Raw genomic sequence first — 21,075 nt, forward strand, 5'->3', positions numbered from 1 at the left:
AGGCTTACCTTATAGGCATCTTCCCTGGTTCCATCAAGCCCGAAAGGTGTGGTTATGGTCACCAACGGGTCGATTGAGGGGTAACCGGCTGGTGATCTTCTTCGAGAAGAGGGCATATAGGGAGGCAAAGGACCGTTCTTGGAGACTCCCATGGATATAGCGACCCTGCAGGCACAGACCCGCCTGTACCTGCGTCAGAAGATCACCATGATGGTGAACCGGTACGTCGTCCATGCGGCTCTCCCCGACGGCTCCGAGGGCGAGGCCGTGGCCTTCGCCGAGCAGAAGCGGATGACGCTCAAGGAGCAGGTGACGCTCTACACCGACGAGTCCCGGCAGGCGACGCTGGCCGCGTTCAAGGCGCGCAAGGTCCTCGACCTCGCCGGCGAGTACGACGTGGTGGACGACGCGGGGAACCCCATCGGGACGTTCCGCAAGGATTTCGGCCGCTCGCTGCTCCGCTCCACCTGGCACCTCCAGCAGCCGGGACTGCCGACGATGACCGGGCAGGAGCGGCGCCTGGCGGTCGCCCTGCTGCGCCGGTTCTCCGACTCCCTGGAGTGGCTGCCGTACCACTTCGACTTCAGCATCGGCGCCTCGATCGCGTTCTCGGTGGACCGCAGGTGGGGCCTGCGCGACCGGTACGCCATCGAGATCCGCGACCCGCGCCTCGACCGCCGCCTGGTCATCGCCATGGCCGTGGCGCTCGACGCCCTCCAGGCTCGATAGCTCTCCGGGGAATTGCCGAGTGGAGTGAGCCTGTTATAGTCGGCGACAAGCCGTATGGTTCTGGCTCCGCGGTCTGGCAACCGCCAGTGAACGCTGTCGAGCCCATACGTGCACAGCATGCCTGGTCAGCCGTCCGTCCATCTGTACGAGACGCCGCGCCGGGAGGAACTCCGGTCCCGTGAAGCCCGCTCCGCCCGGGCCTTCGCCGTGGTCCCGCCTACCCTCCCCAGACATCTTCAAGCCCTAGGAGTCCCATGACCGCCAGCACTCTCAGCGTTCCCAAACCGCGCAACGTCTCCCGCACCAGGCCGGCGCGGGCGGCGAACACCCGAACCACCGAGGTCACCGGCCTGTTCGACACGTCGGGCAGGAACACGGTGATCCGTACGAACGGCTACCTGCCCGGCCCGAAGGACGTGACCGTCCCGGCCGCCCTCGCGGACGCGCTCGACCTGCGCCGCGGCGACCACATCCGCGGCATCGCGCAGAACGGCATGCTCACCGCCGTCACGATCGTGAACGGCGCGCCCGTGGACACCGCGCGGCCGCACTTCACCGACCTCGTGCCGATCCACCCCGACGAGCGGCTGCGCCTGGAGACGACGCGCACCGTGCTGGCCACGCGGGTCATCGACCTGTTCGCGCCGATCGGCAAGGGCCAGCGCGGCCTGATCGTCGCCCCGCCGAAGGCCGGCAAGACGATGTTCCTCAAGGCCATCGCGAACGCGATCACGACCAACCACCCCGAATGCCACCTCATCGTCGTCCTGGTGGACGAGCGGCCCGAGGAGGTCACCGACATGCGCGAGTCGGTCCGGGCCGAGGTGGTCGCCTCGACCTTCGACCGCGTGCCGCAGGACCACATCACCGCGGCCGAGCTCGCCGTCGAGCGGGCCAAGCGGCTGGTGGAGACGGGCCGTGACGTGGTCGTTCTCATCGACTCGATCACCCGCCTCGGCCGGGCGTACAACATGGCCGCGCCGAGCGGCGGACGGGTGCTCACGGGCGGAATGGACGCCGGGGCCCTGCACCGGCCCAAGAGGGTGCTCGGCGCCGCCCGCAACATCGAGGGCGGCGGCTCGCTCACGATCATCGCCACCGCGCTGGTCGAGACCGGCTCGAAGATGGACGACAACCTCTTCGAGGAGTTCAAGAGCACCGGCAACATGGAGCTGAAGCTGAGCCGGAGCCTGGCCGACCGCCGCGTCTTCCCCGCCGTCGACGTCGTCGCCTCCGGCACGCGCCGCGAGGAACTGCTGCTCCACCCCGCGGAGCAGCCGCTGATCTGGCGGCTGCGCCGGGCGTTGCAGGACCAGGAGGGGTTCGAACGCTTCCTCGCCTCGATGAAGAACACCGGCTCGAACGGCGAGCTCCTCCTGGCCCTGACGAAGGGTCAGGCAGCCACGACCTAAACCCCGATCGGATGCCAGACGGTCTTGGTCTCCAGGAACGCCGTCATCCGCTCGATGCCGGGGTCGGCGAGCCAGTTCACGGGAGCGGCCGGCGGCCGGAGCACCCGCTTGAGGTTCTCCGCGGCCAGTTCCTCACACGTGACCGCCAGCTCGGGGTCGGCGCCCGTCAGGTCGATGCCGTTGACGTCCATGTGGCCCGCCAGCCAGGGGGCGATCTCGGCGGCCGAGCCGGTGAGGATGTTCACCACCCCGCCCGGAAGGTCGGAGGTCGCCAGCACCTCGGCCAGCGTGATCGCGGGCAGCGGCGCCCGCTCACAGGCCACCACCACACAGGTGTTGCCCGTCACGATCACCGGCGCGATCACGCTGACCAGTCCCAGCAGCGGTCCCTGCGGGGCGACCACGGCCACCACGCCGCTCGGCTCCGGACTCGACAGGTTGAAGTACGGCCCGGCGACCGGGTTGGCCGACCCGAGGACCGCCCCGATCTTGTCGGACCAGCCCGCGTACCAGACCAGCCGGTCGACCGCCGCGTCCACCATCTCGCCGGCCTGCTTGACCCCCACGCCGCCCATGGCGGTGATCTCCGCGACGAACTGCGCGCGGCGGCCCTCCAGCATCTCGGCGATCCGGTACAGGATCTGGCCCCTGTTGTACGCCGTGGCGCGCGACCAGCCGGGGAACGCCTTCCGCGCGGCCGCGACCGCGTCCCTGGCGTCCTTGCGCGAGGCCCTGGCCGCGTTGGCGAGGAAGTCGCCCTTGGAGGAGGTCACCACATACGACCTTCCGCTCTCCGAACGCGGGAACGCGCCCCCGATGAACAGCTTGTACGTCTTGTTCACGGCCAGCCGCTCACTCATCGAAACTTCCAATCTCCAGTGGACGGGCCGGCTGATAGGTCTGGCCGCACCGGCACACGCCGCCGCGGTGCGCGAACCACCCGTGCCGTACGGCGAAGCGACGGGAGCGGCGGCCCCGGGAGAAGCCCTCGCCGGCCCCCGCGCGGGCCCGGCGGACCAGGCGGCGGCGCTGCCCGTCGTCGCACCTGCCGGCCGGGCGGCCGGAGGAATGATCACAGCGCAAGATAGCCCTCCAGACCGTGCCGCCCGCCCTCGCGACCGTAGCCCGACTCCTTGTAGCCGCCGAACGGCGACGTCGGGTCGAACCGGTTGAACGTGTTGGACCAGACGACGCCGGCCCGCAGCCGGGACGCCGTCCACAGCATGAGCGAGCCCTTCTCGGTCCACACGCCCGCCGACAGCCCGTACGGCGTGTTGTTGGCCTTCTCCACCGCCTCGGCGGGGGTGCGGAAGGTCAGCACCGACAGCACCGGCCCGAAGATCTCCTCCCGGGCGATCCGGTGCGACTGGGCCACGCCGGTGAAGACGGTGGGCGGGAACCAGTAGCCGCGGTCGGGGATCGGGCAGGCGGGCGACCACCGCTCGGCGCCCTCGGCCTCCCCGGCCTCCGACAGCTCGCGGATCTTGGCGAGCTGCTCGGCCGAGTTGATCGCGCCGATGTCGGTGTTCTTGTCCAGCGGGTCGCCGAGCCGCATCGTGCCGAGGCGCCGCTTGAGCGCCTCCAGCAGGTCGGCGGCGATCGACTCCTGCACCAGCAGCCGCGATCCGGCGCAGCAGACGTGGCCCTGGTTGAAGAAGATGCCGTTGACGACACCCTCGACGGCCTGGTCCAGCGGCGCGTCCTCGAACACGATGTTGGCGGCCTTGCCGCCGAGCTCCAGCGTGAGCTTCTTGCGGGTCCCCGCGAGGCTCCTGGCGATGAGGCGGCCGACCTCGGTCGAGCCGGTGAAGGCGACCTTGTCCACACCGGGGTGATTCACGAGCGCGGCGCCCGTCTCGCCCGCGCCGGTGACGATGTTGACGACCCCCGGCGGCAGGTCGGCCTGGCGGCAGATGTCGGCGAACGCCAGCGCGGTCAGCGGCGTGGTCTCGGCCGGCTTGAGCACGACCGTGTTGCCGCAGGCCAGCGCGGGCGCGATCTTCCAGGCCAGCATGAGCAGCGGGAAGTTCCACGGGATGACCTGCCCGGCCACGCCCAGCGGACGGGGATCAGGGCCGAACCCCGCATAGGCCAGCTTGTCGGCCCAGCCGGCGTAGTAGAAGAAGTGGGCGGCGACCAGCGGGAGGTCCACGTCGCGGGACTCCCTGATCGGCTTGCCGTTGTCGAGCGTCTCCAGGACGGCCAGCTCACGCGCCCGTTCCTGGATGAGCCGGGCGATCCGGAACAGGTATTTGGCCCGCTCCGCGCCCGGCATGGCCGACCACACGGGGAACGCCTTGGCCGCGGCCTGGACCGCGCGGTCGACGTCGGCCTCCCCCGCCCACGCGACCTCCGCGAGCACCTCCTCGGTGGCCGGGTTGACGGTCTTGTGGCGTGCCTCGCTCTGCGGCTCGACCCACTCGCCGTTGATGAACAGGCCGTACGACGGCCGGATGTCGACGATGTCCCGCGACTCGGGCGCGGGTGCGTATTCGAACATGCCTCAGCCCTCAGTCCAGCGTGAAGTAGTCGGGACCGGCGTACCGGCCGGTTGCCATCTTCTGCCGCTGCATGAGCAGGTCGTTCAGCAGCGAGGAGGCGCCGAGGCGGAACCAGTCGGCGTGCAGCCAGTCCGGCCCGGCGGTCTCGTTGACCAGCACCAGATACTTGATGGCGTCCTTGGTGGTGCGGATGCCGCCCGCGGGCTTCACGCCCACCTTGCGGCCGGTCGCGGCCATGAAGTCGCGCACGGCCTCCAGCATGACGAGCGTCACCGGGAGCGTCGCGGCCGGCGACACCTTGCCGGTCGAGGTCTTGATGAAGTCCGCCCCGGCGATCATCGCGAGCCAGGAGGCCCGCCGCACGTTGTCGTACGTCGCGAGCTCGCCGGTCTCCAGGATCACCTTCAGATGCGCGTCGGCACAGGCGTGCTTGGTGGCGACGATCTCCTCGTACACCTTGAGGTAGTCGCCGGCGAGGAACGCGCCGCGGTCGATGACCATGTCGATCTCGGATGCTCCGGCGGCCACGGCCAGGGACGTCTCGGCGACCTTCACCTCAAGGGAGGACCGGCCGCTGGGGAACGACGTGGCGACGGACGCCACCTTCACGCCGGACCCGGCCAGCGCTTCGACGGCGGTCGCCACCAGGTCGGGATAGACGCAGACGGCGGCGACCGGCGGCACCGACGCGTCGGCGGGGTCGGGCCGCACCGCCTTGGCGCACATCGCCCTGATCTTGCCGGGGGTGTCCGCGCCTTCCAGGGTGGTGAGGTCGACCATGCCGATGGCCAGGTCGATGGCCTGTTTCTTGGCGGTCGTCTTGATGGATCGCGTGCCCAGCATCGCGGCCCGGGCGTCCGCCCCGACCCTGTCGACCCCGGGAAGGCCGTGCAGGAACGCCCGCAACGTCGAGGGTGAGGAGGCGACCTCCGCGAGCGGAGTAGTCATAGTTGGCACGACACCAGCATCCCCGACCACGAGGAATGATTCCAAACCCGGGGATCCCGGCGTTCCTAAGGCATCGCCCTACCCGCCTTAGAAGTCCTAGGCCGCCGGGCCTGTCAGAGATAGGGCATCCGCCCGATGTGCCGCACCACGCCTTAGACCGAACCTTGAGGAGTACGGAAAGAGACCCGAACCAAGGAGACGCTCTGATGGGTCCGGAACTGCACTACCAGGTAATGATCAGCCGGGCGGCCGAGCTTCAGGAGGAGGCCGCCGACCACCGTCTCGCCCGCCAGGCGCAGGCGGGGATGAAGGCACAGCAGCGCTCCGGCCAGCGCCGGCTGCGTGCGGCCTTCGGCAAGCTCCGCACCTCATGAAACGCGCACGAAGGCCCGGCCGGAGCCTCCCTCCCGGCCGGGCCCTTCAGCCGCCGTGAGTCCCACGGGCCACACAGGTCTGACCGAAAAACCAGGCGAAGCAATACAAAGGGTCATGACATGCTTGGCGACATGACACGCCGGGCGGTAAGCCCCGTTTTCGTCGGGCGGGGCACGGAGCTGGAAACCCTGGGCGAGGCCTACGACCAGGCCCGCAAGCAGGCCACCGCGGCGGTCCTCGTCGGCGGCGAGGCGGGGGTGGGCAAGACCCGTCTTGCCGGCCGGTTCGCCGAGCAGGCCTCACAGGACGGCGCCCACGTGCTCGTCGGGGGCTGCGTGGAGCTGTCCGCCGAGGGCCTGGCCTACGCGCCGTTCACCGCCGTGCTGCGGCAGCTCGTCCGGGAGTGCGGCGCGCCCGAGATCGCCGCTCTGCTGCCCGACGGCGCCGCCCGCGACCTGGCCAGGCTGCTCCCCGAGTTCGGCGAGCCGAGTGGCGACGGGGAGACCGAGTCGGCCCGCGCCCGGCTGTTCGAGCTGATCCTCGCCCTGCTCGAACGCCTCGCCGAGCGGCGGCCGGTGGTGCTCGTCATCGAGGACATCCACTGGGCCGACCGCTCCAGCCGGGACCTCATCGCCTTCCTCAGCCGCAACCTCAGGTCGGCTCCCGTCCTGATGGTCATGACGTACCGCTCGGACGAGTTGCACCGCACCCATCCCCTGCGGCCGGTGCTGGCCGAGCTGGGGCGGGTCGACGGCGTGGTGCGGGTGGACCTGCCCCGCTTCACCCAGGGCGAGGTCGCCGCGCAGATGGCCGGGATCCTCGGGGTGACCCCCGAGTTCGCCAAGGTGGACCGGGTCTTCGACCGCAGCGGCGGCATCCCGCTGTTCGTGGAGGCGCTGCTCGACTGCGGCGACGACTGCTCGTTCCCCGACTCGCTGCACGACCTGATCATCGGCTCTGTGGAGCGGCTGCCCGAGGAGACCCAGCGGGTGCTCCGGATCGCCGCCGCCGGCGGCGTACGCGTCGGGCACGACCTGCTCGCGGCGGTCAGCGGCGTGTCCGACGTGGACCTGGAGAACGCGCTGCGGCCGGCCATCGCGGCCAACGTGCTGCAGGTGGCCGAAGGCGGGGCGTACGCGTTCCGGCACGCGCTGATCCGCGAGGCGGTCCACGACGAGCTGCTGCCCGGCGAGCACGCGCGGATGCACGCGCGGTACGCCGAGGAGATCGACCGCGATCGCGCCCTGGTGCCGCCTGGCCGGGCGGCCATCGAGATCGCCCACCACTGGTATTCCGCCCGCGACGACCTGTGGGCGCTGATCTCGGCCTGGGAGGCGGCCGGTAAGGCGGCCAAGTCGTTCGCCTACACCGAGCAGATCCAGCTGCTCGAACGCGTGCTGACGCTGTGGGACAAGGTCCCCGACGCCGCCGAGCGCATCGGCCACGACCACTGCACGGTGCTGGAGCGCGCCTCGGAGGCGGCCTTCCTCAGCGGCGAGATGGAGCAGAGCCAGAAGTACGTGCGCGGCGCGCTGGCCGAGCTGGACGAGCGGACCTCCCCCGAGCGGGTGGCCGAGCTGCTGGTCCGCATGTCCAACGTCAAGGCGCACAAGGGCAAGCCGGGAAGTCTGGAGTATCTGTGGCACGCCGAGCGGCTGGTCCCGCAGCCGGGCGACGTCCGCGCGCTCGTGCTGACCCGGCTCGGCCAGGGGCTGATGTGCGCCGACGGGGTCGCCGAGGGGACCGCGCTCACCGAGGAGGCGCTGCGCATCGCCCGCGAGATGGGCGACGAGGTGCAGGAGGCCGACCTCCTGATCAACCTCGCGCTCGGGCGCTCCATCAACGGCGACCTGGAGACCACGTTCGCGCTCAACGATCAGGCGCTGGCGATGGGCACCCGCCTGAACTCGCCCCGCATCATCCTGCGCGCCCTGGCGAACAACGTCGACGCTCTCGACAACCTCGGCCGCTCGGAGGAGGCCGTGGCGCTCGCGCTGGAGGGGGAGAAGCTCGCCCGGCGGTACGGCAGGTTCCGCCACCAGGGCACCTTCATCGCCAACAACCGGGCGGAGGCGCTGGAGTCGCTCGGCCGGTGGGACGAGGCCGTCGAGATCATCGAACGGTCCCTGGCGATGGGACCGACCCTGCGCAACCGGTGGCACATGTTGCGGGTCCGCGCGGACATCGCGATCGCGCGTGGCGAGGAGGACCTGGCGCAGGACATCCTCACCGAGGTCGGCGCCTTCTCCCCGCACCGGGACGAGCAGACGCAGGAGTGGACGAACAACGCCCGCCTGCGCCTCGCGTGGCACCTGCTGCGCGGCGAGCCGCTGACGGCCCTCGACGTGCTGGAGGCGGCGCTGGACGACCCGCCACTGGCCCGCAAGGCCATGCTCGCCGGGCGGCTGCTCGCCTCGGTCAGGTACGTCTGCGACGCGGCGGCTCCGATCGCCCCCGACCGGGTGGCCCACATGCGGGAGCTGGGCGACCGGCTGGCCGTCAACCTGGGCGACGGGCCGGTGAACGAGGCGTTCGGGCTGGTCTACCGGGGCGAGTTCGACGCGGCGGCCGAGGCGTGGCAGCGGCTGGGCCGCCCGCACGTACGGGCCAAGGCACTGCTGCACGGCGCCATGGCGGCCGCCGCGAGCGGCGACCGCGAGGGGGCCTCGGCACGCCTGCGCGAGGCCTGCCCGCTCGCGGTCGCGCTGCACGCCACCCCCCTGGTCGCCCAGATCGAGACGCTGGCCCGCCGCCTCGGCGCTCCTCTGTCCGAGGCCACGCCGTCCGCGCCCGCACGGCAGGCCGACCTGACCCCCCGCGAGCTGGAGGTGCTGCGCCTGGTGGCGGCCGGACGCAGCAACCGGGACATCGCGGCCGAGCTGTTCATCTCGGCCAAGACCGTCAGCGTGCACGTGTCGAACATCCTGCCCAAGCTGGGCGTGTCGACCCGGGGCGAGGCGGCCGCCGCGGCCCACCGCCTGTCCCTCCTCGACTAGGCGGACGAGAGTCAGGCGGACCCGGATCAGGCGAACAGGGGCTCGACCAGCAGCAGCACGCCGAAGACGGCGAACGCGGCGGCCGCGCCATACTTGATCCACTTCTCGGGCAGGCGCGAGCCGAGGAACCGGCCGACCACAATGGCCAGCGCGTCGGCGGCGACCATGCCCACGGTCGAGCCGACCCACGTGCCGAACCAGCCGTGCTGGGTGGCCAGCGTGATGGTGGCGAGCATGGTCTTGTCGCCCAGCTCGCTGAGGAAGAACGCCACGGCGACGGCGATGAACGCGTTGCGGGTGGTCCGGGCCGCCTTGCCCTTCTCCTCCTCGGTGAGCTCGTCGCCGCGCAGCGTCCACGCCGCGAAGGCGAGGAACGCGAGGCCCGCGACGATCGAGATGGCGGTGGTCGGCAGGGCGTCGCCGACGAGCCTGCCGAGGCCGACGCTGACGAGGTGGACGAGCGCGGTCGCGACGGTGATGCCGGCCAGCACCGGCCCGGTCTTGAAACGGGTCGCGAAGGTCAGAGCCATGAGCTGGCTCTTGTCGCCCAGCTCGGCCACGAAGATGACGACGAGGGAGATCCAGAGGGCTTGCACGGGGTCGCCTTCCTACAGGGGAGATGCGACCGGGCCGCCGTACGACACCCGGGGAGTTCGGGCACGACTTCGGCCCGGCAGCATGTGATCATGGCTGTCGGGCCGAAGGTCTCGTCCGCCACGAGGGCTCCACGACCGGGCGGACGAACCGCCAGTGTGTCGATCAGTGGATTTCGGACTACTCCCCTTCGGTGTCGGCCCAGTTTAACCGAGCTGAAGACAGCTAAAGACTCAGTCCCACCAGCACGGGCTCGTTGACGAGCCACACCCCGAACTTCTCGTGCACGCCGTCGCGCACCTCGCGGGCCAGCGCCAAAAGCTCGGCCGCGCCCGCCTCGCCGGTGGGGTTGGTGAGGGCCAGCGTGTGCTTGGTCGAGATGCGGGCCCGGCCCCTCTCGTAGCCCTTGGGGAACCCGGCGTTCTCGATCAGCCACGCCGCCGGGATCTTGACCGTGCCGTCGGGCATGTCCCAGCGCGGATGGCCGGGGGCCCGCAGGGCCAGGGCCGCCGCCTCCTCCGGGCCGAGCACGGGGTTGGTGAAGAACGACCCGGCGCTGCGCGCGTCCGGGTCGTCGCGGTCGAGCACCATGCCCTTGCCCCGCCGCAGCTCCAGCACCGCCTCCCGCGCGTCGGCAAGCGGCACCCGCGCGCCGATCTCCACGCCGAGCCGCGCGGCCAGCTCCTTGTAGGCCACGGGCCCCGACAGCGGCGAACGCTCCAGGGCGTAGGTGACGGCCAGCACCATGTGCCGGCCGGGGTCGTGCTTGAACGCGCTGTGCCGGTAGGCGAAGCCACACTCGGCCGCCGCGAGGTCCCCCACCTCGCCGGTCCTGCGGTTGTACACGCGGACGGCGGCGACGGTCTGCGCGACGTCCTGCCCGTACGCGCCGACGTTCTGGATCGGGGTGGAGCCCACCAGCCCGGGTATGCCCGACAGGCACTCGACCCCCGACCAGCCCTCGGCCACGCAGCGGGCGACCAGGGCGTCCCAGTCCTCCCCCGCCTGCACGGTGACCCGCACCCGGCCGTCATCCGCCGCCGAATTCCGGGCCGTCACCTCGACGCCCCGGGTGGCGACGCGCACCACGAGCCCGTCGAACCCGTCGTCGGACACCACGAGGTTGCTGCCGCCGCCGAGCACCAGCACGGGCTCGCGCTCACGGTCGGCCTCGGCCACGATCGCGACCAGCTCGCCCTGCGTCCGCGCCTGCGTGAACGCCCGGGCCGGTCCGCCCGTCCGCAGCGTGGTGTACGGGGCGAGCGGCACCCCTGCCAACCGGTCAGCCATCGGTCTCCTCGCACCCGGAACATCCCGACGAACAGGATAGCTATCCGCGGTCCTCGCGCTCCGCCCGGGCGATCGACTCGTCGACCCTCGACGTGGCCGAGCTGCCGTCCCACAGGAGCTGGGAGGCGACCACCGACGGCTCGCCCGAGGGGGTCAGCGCGGTCTCGATCGTCCCGCCGGGAGCGACGTCCTGCTTGACCTCGGTGATCTCTTCCGGGCCCGCGGCTGCGGCGGCCTCCCTGGCGTTCCGCGCCCGCGGACGCGGCATCGCGCCGCCCTGGGCGTCGCCGGCCTTGCCCGGGTCCTGGGTCTGCGCGGCGACACCGGCGACGTCGCCGTGCTCCCGCTGCGTCGTGACCGGCTCGTTCTTCGCTTCGCTGTCTCGCTCGCTCACGATCCGACCGCTACCCAGCACCGCCGCGGCCAATCGGGCCCGGCCAGTCAGGAGAGCTGGACCACGGCGCGGGCCTTGGACAGAACGCGGGAGTCGCCGGACCTCGCGGTCAGCGTCACGACGACGCGCTTGTCCTCGCGCTTGTCCTCGACGACCCCGCTGATCGTGATCGTCGCGCCGTTGTCGTCGTCCGGCACCACGACCATGGAGGAGAACCGGACGCCGTACTCCACGACCGCGCCCGGGTCGCCCGCCCAGTCGGTCACGAACCGGCTGCCCTGCGCCATCGTGTACATGCCATGCGCGATGACGTCGGGCAGGCCGACCGCCTTCGCGTGCCGCTCGTTCCAGTGGATCGGGTTGAAGTCGCCCGAGGCCCCGGCGTACCTCACCAGGTCCACCCGGCGCACCCGGTATTCGACGGCCGGGATCTTCTGGCCGGTCTCCACCTCGTCGTACTTGACCGTCGCCGCCATGATCAGGCCGCCCCTCCGCGCTCCACGATGATGTTGTACGTGCGGCAGACCGGCTCACCCGAGGTGGTCGAGACGTCGCTGCGCAGGGTCAGGAACTCGTTGCGGCCCACGCTGCGGATCTCCTCGACGGTCGAGGTCCACACCAGCTCGTCGCCCGCGTGGATGGGCCGCTCGTACTCGAACCTCTGCTCGCCGTGCACGACCATCGCGAAGTTGAGCCCGAGGTCCGGGTCGGCGAGCGCGTCGCCGGTCCCGAAGAGGCTGAACACGATGGGGAACGTGGGCGGCGCGACGACGTCCGGATGCCCGGCCGCCACGGCGGCCCGCCTGTCGTGGTAGATCGGGTTGGCGTCGCCGATCGCGGTGGCGAACTCGCCGATCTTCACGCGGCTGACCTCGTAGGGCGCGGGCGACTCATACGTCCGCCCGACGAAATCGCGGTTCAAAGGCATCGGGCCGGGCTCCTTCGTAATGAGCGGGATAGGCCGTACCGTAACAGACCCGTGCCGGCGAACACCGGCCCGAATCGTCGGGCCACCGGCCGGACACGACAAACCGGCGCCCCCGCGGGGAACGCCGGTGTCGGAAGTGCGTGCGGTCCGCGCCGTGATCTAGCGGGTCTCGCGGTGCGCCCGGTGCGTCTTGCAGTTGGGGCAGTACTTCTTCAGCTCAAGCCGATCCGGGTCGTTGCGCCGGTTCTTCCGCGTGATGTAGTTGCGGTGCTTGCACTCCTGGCAGGCCAGCGTGATCTTCGGCCTAACGTCTGCGGCAGCCACGTGGGAGTGCCTTTCTGCGTTCGGGACTACTGGACAACCCACGCCGGGGTCCCCTTGTTCAGGTGACCCGGCAGGGTAGTAGCGGAGGCCGGACTTGAACCGGCGACACAGCGATTATGAGCCGCTTGCTCTGCCTGACTGAGCTACTCCGCCTGGGCCGGACGCATCCGGCCACGCAAGGATACCCGACCTGTACGGCTATTCACGCATCGGGATCAGCCATGATCGAGATCGGTCTTCCGGCGAGAATGAGACATCCCCACCAAGCCGAAAGCCCCACCCCGCAGCGCTCAGTCAGAAACGCTGCCTGGATAGGACTTTCCGGCTAGAGCCCCCAAACGGAATCGAACCGTTGACCTTCTCCTTACCATGGAGACGCTCTGCCGACTGAGCTATAGGGGCGGGTCCGCCAGCCGCTCTCGCGCTGCGGACAGGTGTAACCATACACGGCCACGGCGGCGCGCGCGAATTCGAATAGCCCTCCGGCGCGCGGTTCGGAGCACGGCTCAGGGGGTCGGCAGCACCCCGGACAGATCGGCCTCAGGGCGGTGCAGGACAGGCATGTCGGCCGTGATCGCGTACCGGCTGAAGTACCCCTTGCCCTTGACCGGGATCACGCTGCTCAGCGTCACCGTGGCGGCGTACGGCGCGTCGGCGCACTCGGGCAGGCACCAGGTGCCGCTGAGCCTGCCCGCGCCGGTCGCCCGGGTCGGCCCCCAGGTCCGCCAGGTGACCCCGCTCATCGTGCTGAACTCCGAGAGCACGAGGTTCGCCGGACGCTGCTCGGCCCTGCCCCGCTCGGAGTTCTGGAGGTTGAGCACGTACACCGGCGTCTCGGCCGCGGGGCCGGTGGGCGCCGGCCCGCAACCGCCGACGGCGGCGCAGAGCACGGTGACGCAGAACACGGTGACGGTGACAGGCAGGCGCATCGATTCCCCCTCGGCACTCTGAGTGCCCAGGGCCCGCCGCTGTTACGCCTGTGACCAGGCGGACGACCAGGCTAATTGACGGCCGTACGGGTGTCGCCGGCCCTGACGTGCAGCGGGATCACCTCGCAGAGGTCGGCGAGATCGACATAACGGGCGACCTCCTCGACCGAGAGACAGTCGGCGACCACCCGACCGTTGCGCCGCACCCGCAGCACCTGGCGGTCGTGGCGGTACGCGGGGACGATCTCGTATCCGTCCGGTCCCACCCATCGACTGTCCATAGGGGAACAAGCTAACGCCTTTTCCCCATGTCTATCTCCCGTCCCAGGGGAATCGCCTTAAGTAGGGTCTTAATCGACCCCAAGTGCCGGGCCGCACAGTGAGCGTGACGCACCGCCGTTCCCACGTTCACGAAGGGTCCTCCGATGTCCGACACCCCCAACCTGCTGGGCTTCCGCATCGCGCACCGGGCGATGCGCACCGACTCCCGGCGCCTCGCCGACGTCACCGCCGAGATCGCCGCGGGCCGGCAGCCGTGCGGCCCGGAGCGCGCCGCCGCCATCCGCGAGTACGCGACCAAGCTGTGCCGCGGCATCCACCACCACCACAAGGCGGAGGACGACCACCTGTGGCCGCTGCTCGTCCGCTCGGCGGGCGCCGAGCTCGACCTGAGCGAGCTGAGCGAGGACCACTCCGAGCTCGACCCGCTGCTCGATGAGATCCGGGCGGTCGCGGGCGACCCGGCCGAGCTGGCCAAGCCGCTGCGCCGGCTGGCCGACCTGCTCGACGAGCACATCCAGGAGGAGGAGCGCACGATCTTCCCGATCATCATGCGGCACGTCTCCGGCAAGGACTGGGAGGAGATGGAGCAGCACGTCCGTAAGGGCGGCGACGTGCGCTTCGAGCTGCCCAGGATCGAGCAGCACGCGCGGCCGGAGGAGCTGGCGCAGCTGCGCAAGCTGGCCGGGCCCGTCCTCGTCGTCATGCTGGCGCTGATGCGCCGCGCCCACCTCCGCCGCGAGCGGCTCATCTTCGGCGCCGCGTGAGCGCTGCGTTGTCGGCTTCGCGGCGGGCGGCCTCCTCCCAGTGGGGGGAGCCGACCTGCCGGGCGACCTCGGCGGCCCGCAGGTAGTGGGCCTCGGCGTCGCCGGGCCGGCCCAGGAACGCCGCCAGGTCGCCGAGCGTGTGCGCGACCGGCCCGAGGGTGACCGAGCCCGAGTGCAGGCCGGCCAGCTCGCCGTCGGACGACAGCAGCAGGCGGTAGCACTCCTCGGCCGCCGCCCGGTGACCGAACGCGATCGCGTTGTCCGCGCGCAGGGACATGAACACGAGCCAGTAGTAGTCGCGGCGGGGGACGCGCGCGGAGGCCCACGCCACGCGGGCCTCCTCCAGGCGGCCGGCCCCGGCGAGCGCCCGCGTGTACAACTCTGCGACGTCCTGCGGCAGGCGCTCCCACAGGGCGGCGAGCTCCTCCACCGACTCGTGGACCCGCCCCGCCGCCAGTTTGACCACGAAACGGCCCACCGTCCCCACCATCGCGCCGTTGGCGTCGCCGGTGCTGGCCAGCCGCTCTCCGAGCTGCGTGTAGACGCTCTCGGCCCGCTCGAACTCGCCCCTGACCAGCAGGTGCACGGCGTCGAGGAAGGCGAGGATGCCGAGGGCCAGGCCGAGCTGGCCGCTCGTCGACAGCTCCATGGCCTTGTCGGCGTGCCGGCGGGCCGTGGTCCAGTCGTTGCGGCTGAGCGCGACCATGAGCAGCGAGAAGTGGCCGAGCGTCTGGTAGCCGAGGAGCCCGGCGGCGGCCGAGGCGGCCAGCAGATCATGCCCGAGCGTCTCCAGGTCGTCCCGCCTGTCCGGGGTCAGGCAGACCCAGTAGCGGGCGTTGAGCGCCATGCACCGCAGGTGGAGGTCGCCGAGGGCGTCCGCGATCGCCAGCGCCTCCGCACTCGCCGCCTCGATGCGCTCCGCGTCGTGTCCTTCGAGCGCGTGGCAGAGGGCGACGAGCATCCGGCAGCGCAGCTCCCCCGCCTCCGCGGGCAGCGACTCCTCGATCGCCCCGATGAGGTCGGCGTCGAACGCGCGGTCGGGCTGGATGGTCCAGATGATCGGCGCGTCGAGCGAGGACACCGCCCGCGCCACCGCGCCGCGATCGCCCGTCTGGCGGGCCACCGCGAGCGCCTTCGTCCGGTTGCGCACCGCCGTGATCACGTCGCCCGCGTGCGACTGCGCGGACACCAGGCGGCACAGGAGGTCGAGCCGGACGTCCCAGGGCGCGTCGCCGGCCCCTCCGCTCACCAGGTCGAGCGCGCCCAGCGCGCCCTCCAGCAGCGCCGCCGCCTCCTTGTGCGCGTACAACGCGGTCGCCTGCCCGGCGGCCCGAGCCGCGTACTCGGCCGCCGTGAGGGCGGTCGCGGTGGTCGCGGCGGCGAGCGCGTGGTGCCCGAGCGCCCCCACGTCACCCGGGCGGATCACCTCCAGCGCCGCCAGCACCTTGCCGTGCATCCGCGTACGGCGCAGCCGCGGGATGTCCTCGTACAGCGTCTCGCGGACGAGCACGTGGGCGAACCGGACGCGGCCGGGGCGCGGCTCCTCCAGCAGGCCGGACAGCACACCCGCCTCCAGGCCGTCGAGCACGGTCTCCTCGTCGGCCCCCGGCATGGCGATCAGCACGTCGGCGTCGGCCTCCCGGCCGACGACGGCGGCGTTGCGCAGCGTCGTCCGGGCCGGCGCGGGCAGCCGGGCGAGACGCCTGCGGATGAGGTCGCGCACGCCGGGCGGCAGCGCGTGGGCCGCCGACGGGCCGTCCACCGCGAGCAGCCGGGCCGTCTCGGTCACGAACAGCGGGTTGCCGCCGCTGCGCTCGGTGACCGTGCGCACCGTGGCCTCGTCGACCTCCGCGCCGGAACGTTCGGCGAGCAGCCGGGCCACCTCGCGTTCGCCGAGGCCGCCCAGGGTGAAGTTCTCCACCGCCTGCACGGCGAGCGCCGCCGCGGTGGCCGTGAGGTCGTCGGCGGCCTCGGCCGGCCGGTGCGTCAGCAGGACGAGGACCGGCGTCCGCGCCAGGCGGCCGGCCAGGTGGCGCAGGAGCTGGAGGGTCTCCTCGTCGGCCCGGTGCACGTCCTCCAGCACGATCAGCAGCGGTCCCGGCACGCCCTCCAGGTAGTCGCCGGCCGCCCGCGCCAGCCAGAACTGGCCCACGGGCGCGGCGTCGTCGGTCAGCAGGGGCGCCAGCCGGGCCGCGGTCCCGGGTTCGGGCGGGCAGGTCGCCGACAGCTCTCGCAGCACCTCGCTCCACGCCCACGCGGGCGGCACGCCGCCGGTCGTCTCGGGGCAGCGCCCGACCACGGTCTGCCAGCCGTCGGCCGCCAGGCGTCGCACGAGCGCGTCGGCCAGGGTGCTCTTGCCCGAGCCCGCCTCACCGCCGAGCCAGGCGATGCGGAAACCGTCCCGGGCCCGCTGCGCCGCGGCGGCCAGCCGGGACAGCTCGGCCGTACGGCCGACCATGCGCACGGGCTCCTGGACGGGCGACAGTGTGGCCGACGGTGCGGGGACCACGCGCGCAGTGGCCGCCCGGACCACGGGGGTCGCGTCGAGCGACTCGGCCTGCGCGAGGATGTCCGCCTCCAGCGCGCGCAGGGCGGGCCCGGGATCGACGCCGAGCTGGTCGGCGAGCAGGCCGCGCGTCCTGCGCAGGACCGCCAGCGCCTCCCCCTGCCGCCCCGACCGGTAGTAGGCGAGCGCGAGCAGCCGTACGGCGTTCTCGCGCAGAGGATGGGCGGTGAGGTGACGCTCCAGCTCGGGGACGACCTCGGCGTGGCGGCCGAGTGCGAGCCCGGCCTCGGCGCGATGCTCCACCGCGACCGCCCGGAGCTCGTCCAGGTGGACCGCTTCGGGGAGGGCCCACTCCTCCTCGCCGAACTCCGCGTACGCGGGGCCGGTCCACAGCGCCAGCGCCTCGTCCACGACCTCGAGCGCCCGCGCGTGCCGCCCCTCGGTGAGCAGGCCGGCGGCCGACTCGACCAGCCGGGGGAGGCGCCAGGCGTCCACGTCACCGGGCTCCAGCGCCAGCCGATAGCCAGGGGGAGCGCTGACCAGCACGCGGGCGGCGGCGCGGGGGGCGCGGCCCGGCTCCAGTGCCCGCCGCAGGTTGGAGACGTAGACCTGGAGCGCGCCCAGCGCGCGCGGCGGAGGCTGGCCCCTCCACAGGTCGTCGACGAACCGGTCGGTCGACACCACGTGTCCCTGTGCGCAGACCAGCCGGGCCAGAACGGCGCGCTGGAGCGAGGTCCCGAGGTCCGCGGGGCGCCCGCCGACCTCCGCCGCGATTCGTCCGAGAACCCGCACTTTCACCATGACGGGGGCAAGCATAAGGATCAGGCCCGGTAGTGGTAGTAACCGAGCAGGTCATGCAGAACACTCACGTGGTCCATGCGGATCCGTGTCCCGGTGGCGAACGCGTCGATCATCTTTCCTCCGCCGACGTACACCCCGACGTGGTGGGTTCTGCCGGGCCTACCGTAGAAGACCAGGTCGCCGGGTTGCGGCACGCCGACCCGGCGCAGCCTGCCGAGGTGGTCGTCGGTGTTGCCGGGACCGAGCACGTCGCCGCCGAACGCCAGGTCGTACACCCAGCGAGTGAACCCGGAGCAGTCGAAGCCACGCGTCCGGTTCGCCGGGCAGGGCGTGACCGAGCCGCTGTACCCCCGGCAGGTCCCATTCGACGGCCCCGGCCGCGCCGCGTGCCCCCCGCCCCAGGAGTACGGAAGGGAGCCCTGGGCGGCGTACGCGACGGCGGCGGCCCGGGACAGCTCCTCGTCGAGCGGCGCCGATCCCACCCCGGCCAGCGCGACGATCGCTCCGATCAGCAGCCGACGCTTAACCCCCATGGATCGGGACAATAGCCACCCGTCTTTTTATTAGCCAGAGAAGCTTTACCCCACTCGATCGACGCACCGGAGGGGGATTGTTACTCTGAGTACGGCTCAGCTCGTACGTTCATCGGCGTGTCGGTCGAAGCGCTTCGTCGGTCGCCCCGGACCCCGTCCCGCTCCCCCGGTGGTCCCCGGCGCCAAGGAGAGCGAAGGGAACCACCGTGGAGACGTGGACGGCACAACCCCCTTCCCCCACCCGCTGGTGGGTGCTGGGGCTGCGCGGAGAGCTGGATCTCCACGCGGTGCGGCACCTGCGCGAGCCGCTGCTCAGCCAGATCGAGGCCCACGGCCCGTGGCTGGCGATCGACCTCAGCGAGGTGCGGTTCATCGACACCACGGGCGTGGGGCTGCTCGTGCGCCTGGTGCACAATCTGCGCGGCAGGAACGGCGACCTCGCCCTCATCGCGCCGGCCGGCCAGGTGCTGCGGATCCTCCGCTGGACGAACCTGACCAGGGTGTTCCGCGTCCTCGACACGGCCGACGCGCTGGACGACTAGCCGGCGCTAGTTGGGCAGGATGGTCACCGGCGTGTCGTCGCCTCCCGTCGGACCGTCGTCCCCCGTCGGGGGCGTCACGGACACCAGGCTGCGGCAACTGTCGCCACAGCCGCCGAACCTCCCGGCGTCGACCGGCGTGAAGTCGGTCGGCGGCACGCCGCGCAGCGCGCCGATCATGGTGTCCTTCCAGATCGGCCCGGGAACGCTGGCGCCGAACACCGAGCCGTAGTAGCGGCCGCCGATCGTGACGCCGTTCAGCTTGTACTTCGACGTGCCACGGGGGTCGCCGAGGCTGACCGCGCCGGCGAGGTCGGGGGTGAACCCGGCGAACCAGGCGGAGGAGGAGTCGTCGTTGGTGCCGGTCTTGCCCGCCGCGTCACGCCGGATGCCGCCGACCGCCGCCATCGTGCCCTTGGTCAGGACGCCCGACAGCACGTGCGCCGCCGCGTCCGCCACCTCGGGGTCGAGGGCCTGGCGGCACTTGGGCCTGTAATCCGTCGTCTTGCCGGTGCTGTCGGTGATCCGGCTGATCGCCATCGGCGTGCAGTACCTGCCGCGCGCGCCGATCGCGGCGTAGGCGTTGGCGACCGTCACGGGGTCCATCTCGTTGATGCCGAGCGTGAACGTCTCGAACTCCTTGAGCGGGTCGCCGTCGGAGCGATGGATGCCCAGCGACTTGGCCGTCTTGACGACGTTGCAGAGCCCGACCCGCCGCTCGAGTTCCATGAAGAACGTGTTGACCGAGTGCCAGGTGCCGGTCTGCAGGGTCAGCCAGCCGGGCGACCCCTCGTCGTTGGTGACGGTGTGGCTCGGGTCGCCGATGGACTGGCCCGCACAGTTCTTGAACGTCGAGTAGGCCGGCGCGGTGTAGCCGGCGCCCGCACTGAACCCGTCGTTGATCTTCATGCCCTGCTTGAGCGCGGTGAGCAGGGTGAACGTCTTGAAGGTCGAGCCGGCCTGGAAGCCGATGCCGCCGCCGTGCGCGGCGTCGGCCACGAGGTTGTAGGACATCTGATTCTTGCTCTTGCGCGTGCCGTACGGACGGCTCGCGGCCATCGCCTTGATCGCACCGGTGCCGGGCTGGACCAGCGCCTCGGCGGCCACGGGGTTGTCGGTCGGGTGGACCCACTTCCTGATCGCCTTGTCGGCGGCGGCCTGCATCGTGGGGTCGATCGTGGTCCTGATGGTCAGGCCGCCCCGGTTGAGGAACGCCAGGCGCTGCTTGGCCGTCTTGCCGAAGTCGGGGTTCCTGAGGATCTCGTTGCGCACGTAGACGCAGAAATACGGATACGTGCTCGACTCGCAGCCGCCGGGCAGCGGGGTCCCCTTGTAGCCCAGCCTGGCCTTCTTCGCCTCGGCCGCCTGATCCTTGGTGATCTTGTTCAGCTCCGCCATCCGGTCGAGCACGACGTTGCGCCGCTTCAGCAGCCGGTCGCGGCTGGTCTTGCCCAGGTTGGGGTCGGTGGCGTTGGGGTCCTGCACCGCGCCCGCCAGCGTCGCCGCCTGCGACAGCGTCAGCTCGCTCGCGCTGACCCCGAAGAACCGCTTGGCCGCCGCCTCGACGCCGTACGCTCCCGCGCCGAAGTAGGCGATGTTGAGGTACTTCTCCAGGATCTCGTCCTTGGAGTACTTCTCCTCCACGCCCATCGCGTAACGCAGCTCGTTGAGCTTGCGGGCATAGCTGGGCGCCAGGGCCTTGTTCTTCTCCTCCTCGGTCTGGGCGGCGTTGAGCAGCACCTGCTTCACGTACTGCTGGGTGATGGAGGAGCCGCCCTGGGCCACCCCGCCCGACTGCAGGTTCTTCGCCAGGGCGCGGACAGTGCCCTCGATGTCGATCGGACCGTGCTCGTAGAACCGATAGTCCTCGATCGAGATGATGGCCGTCTTCATGATGTCGGCGATGTGGTCGAGCGGGACGACCTCGCGATACTGCTCGTAGAACCGCGCGATCTCGTGACCCTTGACGTCCTGGACGACCGAAACCTGCGCGAGCGGGGGCTCGGCGAGGTCGCGGGGCTCAAGACCCACGTCCTCGACGGCCGACACCAGCCCCACGCCCGCGCCTCCGACCGCCGGCAGCGCGATCCCCGCGACCAGCACGCCCGCCGCCGCTCCCATGGCGGCCAGACGAAGCACCTTCCCCGTGGCGTTCACACAAACCTCCCCCAAACGGCTATAGACAAGGTTATGGGGCTGTAAAACGCGATTGGCCCCATAACGGTGTTCA

The 21,075-nt window shown here is 71.3% G+C and carries 19 protein-coding genes, 2 tRNA genes and 1 pseudogene; 6 read left to right on the forward strand and 16 right to left on the reverse strand.

Annotation, left to right across the window (positions count from 1 at the left end; translation table 11 throughout):
* Nucleotides 1-150 precede the first annotated feature (150 nt).
* Both FLX07_RS00245 and rho read left to right on the forward strand, forming a co-directional pair.
* Entirely contained in the window at nt 151-729 is a 579-nt protein-coding gene (locus tag FLX07_RS00245) for an LURP-one-related family protein (RefSeq protein WP_142567387.1), read from the forward strand.
* 341 nt (nt 730-1,070) lie between these two features.
* Nucleotides 1,071-2,141, forward strand: a pseudogene (gene rho, locus FLX07_RS00250) (transcription termination factor Rho); the annotation flags it as partial.
* Here the strand turns inward: rho and FLX07_RS00255 are convergent.
* The 3 genes from FLX07_RS00255 to deoC all read right to left on the reverse strand — a co-directional run bounded on the left by FLX07_RS00255 (nt 2,138) and on the right by deoC (nt 5,590).
* Nucleotides 2,138-3,001, reverse strand: coding sequence for an aldehyde dehydrogenase family protein (locus FLX07_RS00255; RefSeq protein WP_142567389.1), 864 nt, complete (start codon nt 2,999-3,001; stop codon nt 2,138-2,140). The pseudogene rho and the gene FLX07_RS00255 sit on opposite strands and share 4 nt — an antisense overlap.
* A 212-nt stretch (nt 3,002-3,213) precedes the next feature.
* Nucleotides 3,214-4,641 (reverse strand): aldehyde dehydrogenase family protein, encoded by a 1,428-nt coding sequence (locus FLX07_RS00260; RefSeq protein ID WP_142567390.1) that lies wholly within the window; start codon nt 4,639-4,641, stop codon nt 3,214-3,216.
* Between the two features lie 10 nt (nt 4,642-4,651).
* Complete coding sequence (gene deoC / locus FLX07_RS00265; protein ID WP_142567391.1) at nt 4,652-5,590, reverse strand: deoxyribose-phosphate aldolase; 939 nt, start codon at nt 5,588-5,590, stop codon at nt 4,652-4,654.
* Between the two features lie 206 nt (nt 5,591-5,796).
* Between deoC and FLX07_RS36215 the strand changes: the two genes are divergently transcribed.
* Nucleotides 5,797-5,964, forward strand: a complete 168-nt coding sequence (locus tag FLX07_RS36215; RefSeq protein ID WP_167748058.1) for a hypothetical protein — start codon at nt 5,797-5,799, stop codon at nt 5,962-5,964.
* A gap of 132 nt (nt 5,965-6,096) precedes the next feature.
* Nucleotides 6,097-8,961, forward strand: coding sequence for an ATP-binding protein (locus FLX07_RS38210; protein ID WP_280116524.1), 2,865 nt, complete (start codon nt 6,097-6,099; stop codon nt 8,959-8,961).
* A gap of 26 nt (nt 8,962-8,987) precedes the next feature.
* On the opposite strand, the gene FLX07_RS00275 is transcribed toward FLX07_RS38210, so the two are convergent.
* From FLX07_RS00275 to FLX07_RS00320, 10 genes are all read right to left on the reverse strand, one after another.
* Nucleotides 8,988-9,557 carry a TMEM165/GDT1 family protein gene (locus tag FLX07_RS00275; RefSeq protein WP_142567393.1) on the reverse strand — a complete coding sequence of 190 codons (570 nt, stop codon included), beginning with the start codon at nt 9,555-9,557 and terminating at the stop codon, nt 8,988-8,990.
* Between the two features lie 223 nt (nt 9,558-9,780).
* The gene (locus FLX07_RS00280) at nt 9,781-10,845 is read right to left on the reverse strand and encodes a UDP-N-acetylmuramate dehydrogenase (RefSeq protein WP_142567394.1); all 1,065 of its coding nucleotides are present in this window, start codon (nt 10,843-10,845) and stop codon (nt 9,781-9,783) included.
* A 40-nt stretch (nt 10,846-10,885) separates the two neighbouring features.
* The gene (locus tag FLX07_RS00285) at nt 10,886-11,239 is read right to left on the reverse strand and encodes a hypothetical protein (protein WP_142567395.1); all 354 of its coding nucleotides are present in this window, start codon (nt 11,237-11,239) and stop codon (nt 10,886-10,888) included.
* Between the two features lie 47 nt (nt 11,240-11,286).
* Entirely contained in the window at nt 11,287-11,715 is a 429-nt protein-coding gene (locus FLX07_RS00290; protein WP_142567396.1) for a MaoC family dehydratase, read from the reverse strand.
* Between the two features lie 2 nt (nt 11,716-11,717).
* Nucleotides 11,718-12,167, reverse strand: coding sequence for a MaoC family dehydratase N-terminal domain-containing protein (locus FLX07_RS00295; protein WP_142567397.1), 450 nt, complete (start codon nt 12,165-12,167; stop codon nt 11,718-11,720).
* Nucleotides 12,168-12,326: 159 nt separating this feature from the next.
* Nucleotides 12,327-12,491: a 50S ribosomal protein L33 gene (gene rpmG, locus FLX07_RS00300; protein ID WP_030510782.1), complete on the reverse strand. Its 165-nt coding sequence runs from the start codon at nt 12,489-12,491 to the stop codon at nt 12,327-12,329.
* Between the two features lie 79 nt (nt 12,492-12,570).
* Nucleotides 12,571-12,644: transfer RNA gene (locus tag FLX07_RS00305), tRNA-Met, on the reverse strand.
* 176 nt (nt 12,645-12,820) lie between these two features.
* A tRNA-Thr gene (locus FLX07_RS00310) sits at nt 12,821-12,893 on the reverse strand.
* 104 nt (nt 12,894-12,997) lie between these two features.
* Nucleotides 12,998-13,420 carry a hypothetical protein gene (locus tag FLX07_RS00315; RefSeq protein ID WP_142567398.1) on the reverse strand — a complete coding sequence of 141 codons (423 nt, stop codon included), beginning with the start codon at nt 13,418-13,420 and terminating at the stop codon, nt 12,998-13,000.
* A 71-nt stretch (nt 13,421-13,491) separates the two neighbouring features.
* On the reverse strand, nt 13,492-13,701 hold the full coding sequence (locus FLX07_RS00320) for a transposase (protein WP_142567399.1): 210 nt from the start codon (nt 13,699-13,701) through the stop codon (nt 13,492-13,494).
* Nucleotides 13,702-13,845: 144 nt separating this feature from the next.
* On the opposite strand from FLX07_RS00320, the gene FLX07_RS00325 reads away from it, so the two are divergent.
* Nucleotides 13,846-14,466 carry a hemerythrin domain-containing protein gene (locus FLX07_RS00325; protein ID WP_142567400.1) on the forward strand — a complete coding sequence of 207 codons (621 nt, stop codon included), beginning with the start codon at nt 13,846-13,848 and terminating at the stop codon, nt 14,464-14,466.
* Here FLX07_RS00325 and FLX07_RS00330 read toward each other — a convergent pair.
* On the reverse strand, nt 14,447-17,773 hold the full coding sequence (locus FLX07_RS00330; protein ID WP_142567401.1) for an ATP-binding protein: 3,327 nt from the start codon (nt 17,771-17,773) through the stop codon (nt 14,447-14,449). The genes FLX07_RS00325 and FLX07_RS00330 overlap by 20 nt on opposite strands.
* Nucleotides 17,774-17,793: 20 nt before the next feature.
* Nucleotides 17,794-18,306, reverse strand: coding sequence for a C40 family peptidase (locus FLX07_RS00335; protein ID WP_142567402.1), 513 nt, complete (start codon nt 18,304-18,306; stop codon nt 17,794-17,796).
* Between the two features lie 206 nt (nt 18,307-18,512).
* On the opposite strand from FLX07_RS00335, the gene FLX07_RS00340 reads away from it, so the two are divergent.
* Nucleotides 18,513-18,848, forward strand: coding sequence for an STAS domain-containing protein (locus FLX07_RS00340; protein WP_142567403.1), 336 nt, complete (start codon nt 18,513-18,515; stop codon nt 18,846-18,848).
* A 6-nt stretch (nt 18,849-18,854) separates the two neighbouring features.
* Here FLX07_RS00340 and FLX07_RS00345 read toward each other — a convergent pair whose 3' ends face one another.
* Nucleotides 18,855-21,002 carry a transglycosylase domain-containing protein gene (locus tag FLX07_RS00345; RefSeq protein ID WP_308424357.1) on the reverse strand — a complete coding sequence of 716 codons (2,148 nt, stop codon included), beginning with the start codon at nt 21,000-21,002 and terminating at the stop codon, nt 18,855-18,857.
* Nucleotides 21,003-21,075: the final 73 nt, after the last annotated feature.

Source organism: Microbispora bryophytorum, from assembly GCF_006874465.1.
Lineage (GTDB): Bacteria > Actinomycetota > Actinomycetes > Streptosporangiales > Streptosporangiaceae > Microbispora > Microbispora bryophytorum.

What these genes read in the sequence shown, in the direction of transcription:
- FLX07_RS00335 (WP_142567402.1), bottom strand. Translation starts at nt 18,306, where the DNA reads ATGGGGGTTAAGCGTCGGCTGCTGATCGGAGCGATCGTCGCGCTGGCC.
- FLX07_RS38210 (WP_280116524.1), top strand. Translation starts at nt 6,097, where the DNA reads ATGACACGCCGGGCGGTAAGCCCCGTTTTCGTCGGGCGGGGCACGGAG.
- FLX07_RS00320 (WP_142567399.1), bottom strand. Translation starts at nt 13,701, where the DNA reads ATGGACAGTCGATGGGTGGGACCGGACGGATACGAGATCGTCCCCGCG.
- FLX07_RS00280 (WP_142567394.1), bottom strand. Translation starts at nt 10,845, where the DNA reads ATGGCTGACCGGTTGGCAGGGGTGCCGCTCGCCCCGTACACCACGCTG.
- FLX07_RS00245 (WP_142567387.1), top strand. Translation starts at nt 151, where the DNA reads ATGGATATAGCGACCCTGCAGGCACAGACCCGCCTGTACCTGCGTCAG.
- FLX07_RS36215 (WP_167748058.1), top strand. Translation starts at nt 5,797, where the DNA reads ATGGGTCCGGAACTGCACTACCAGGTAATGATCAGCCGGGCGGCCGAG.
- FLX07_RS00260 (WP_142567390.1), bottom strand. Translation starts at nt 4,641, where the DNA reads ATGTTCGAATACGCACCCGCGCCCGAGTCGCGGGACATCGTCGACATC.
- FLX07_RS00290 (WP_142567396.1), bottom strand. Translation starts at nt 11,715, where the DNA reads ATGGCGGCGACGGTCAAGTACGACGAGGTGGAGACCGGCCAGAAGATC.
- FLX07_RS00315 (WP_142567398.1), bottom strand. Translation starts at nt 13,420, where the DNA reads ATGCGCCTGCCTGTCACCGTCACCGTGTTCTGCGTCACCGTGCTCTGC.
- FLX07_RS00325 (WP_142567400.1), top strand. Translation starts at nt 13,846, where the DNA reads ATGTCCGACACCCCCAACCTGCTGGGCTTCCGCATCGCGCACCGGGCG.
- deoC (WP_142567391.1), bottom strand. Translation starts at nt 5,590, where the DNA reads ATGACTACTCCGCTCGCGGAGGTCGCCTCCTCACCCTCGACGTTGCGG.
- FLX07_RS00330 (WP_142567401.1), bottom strand. Translation starts at nt 17,773, where the DNA reads ATGGTGAAAGTGCGGGTTCTCGGACGAATCGCGGCGGAGGTCGGCGGG.
- FLX07_RS00295 (WP_142567397.1), bottom strand. Translation starts at nt 12,167, where the DNA reads ATGCCTTTGAACCGCGATTTCGTCGGGCGGACGTATGAGTCGCCCGCG.
- FLX07_RS00255 (WP_142567389.1), bottom strand. Translation starts at nt 3,001, where the DNA reads ATGAGTGAGCGGCTGGCCGTGAACAAGACGTACAAGCTGTTCATCGGG.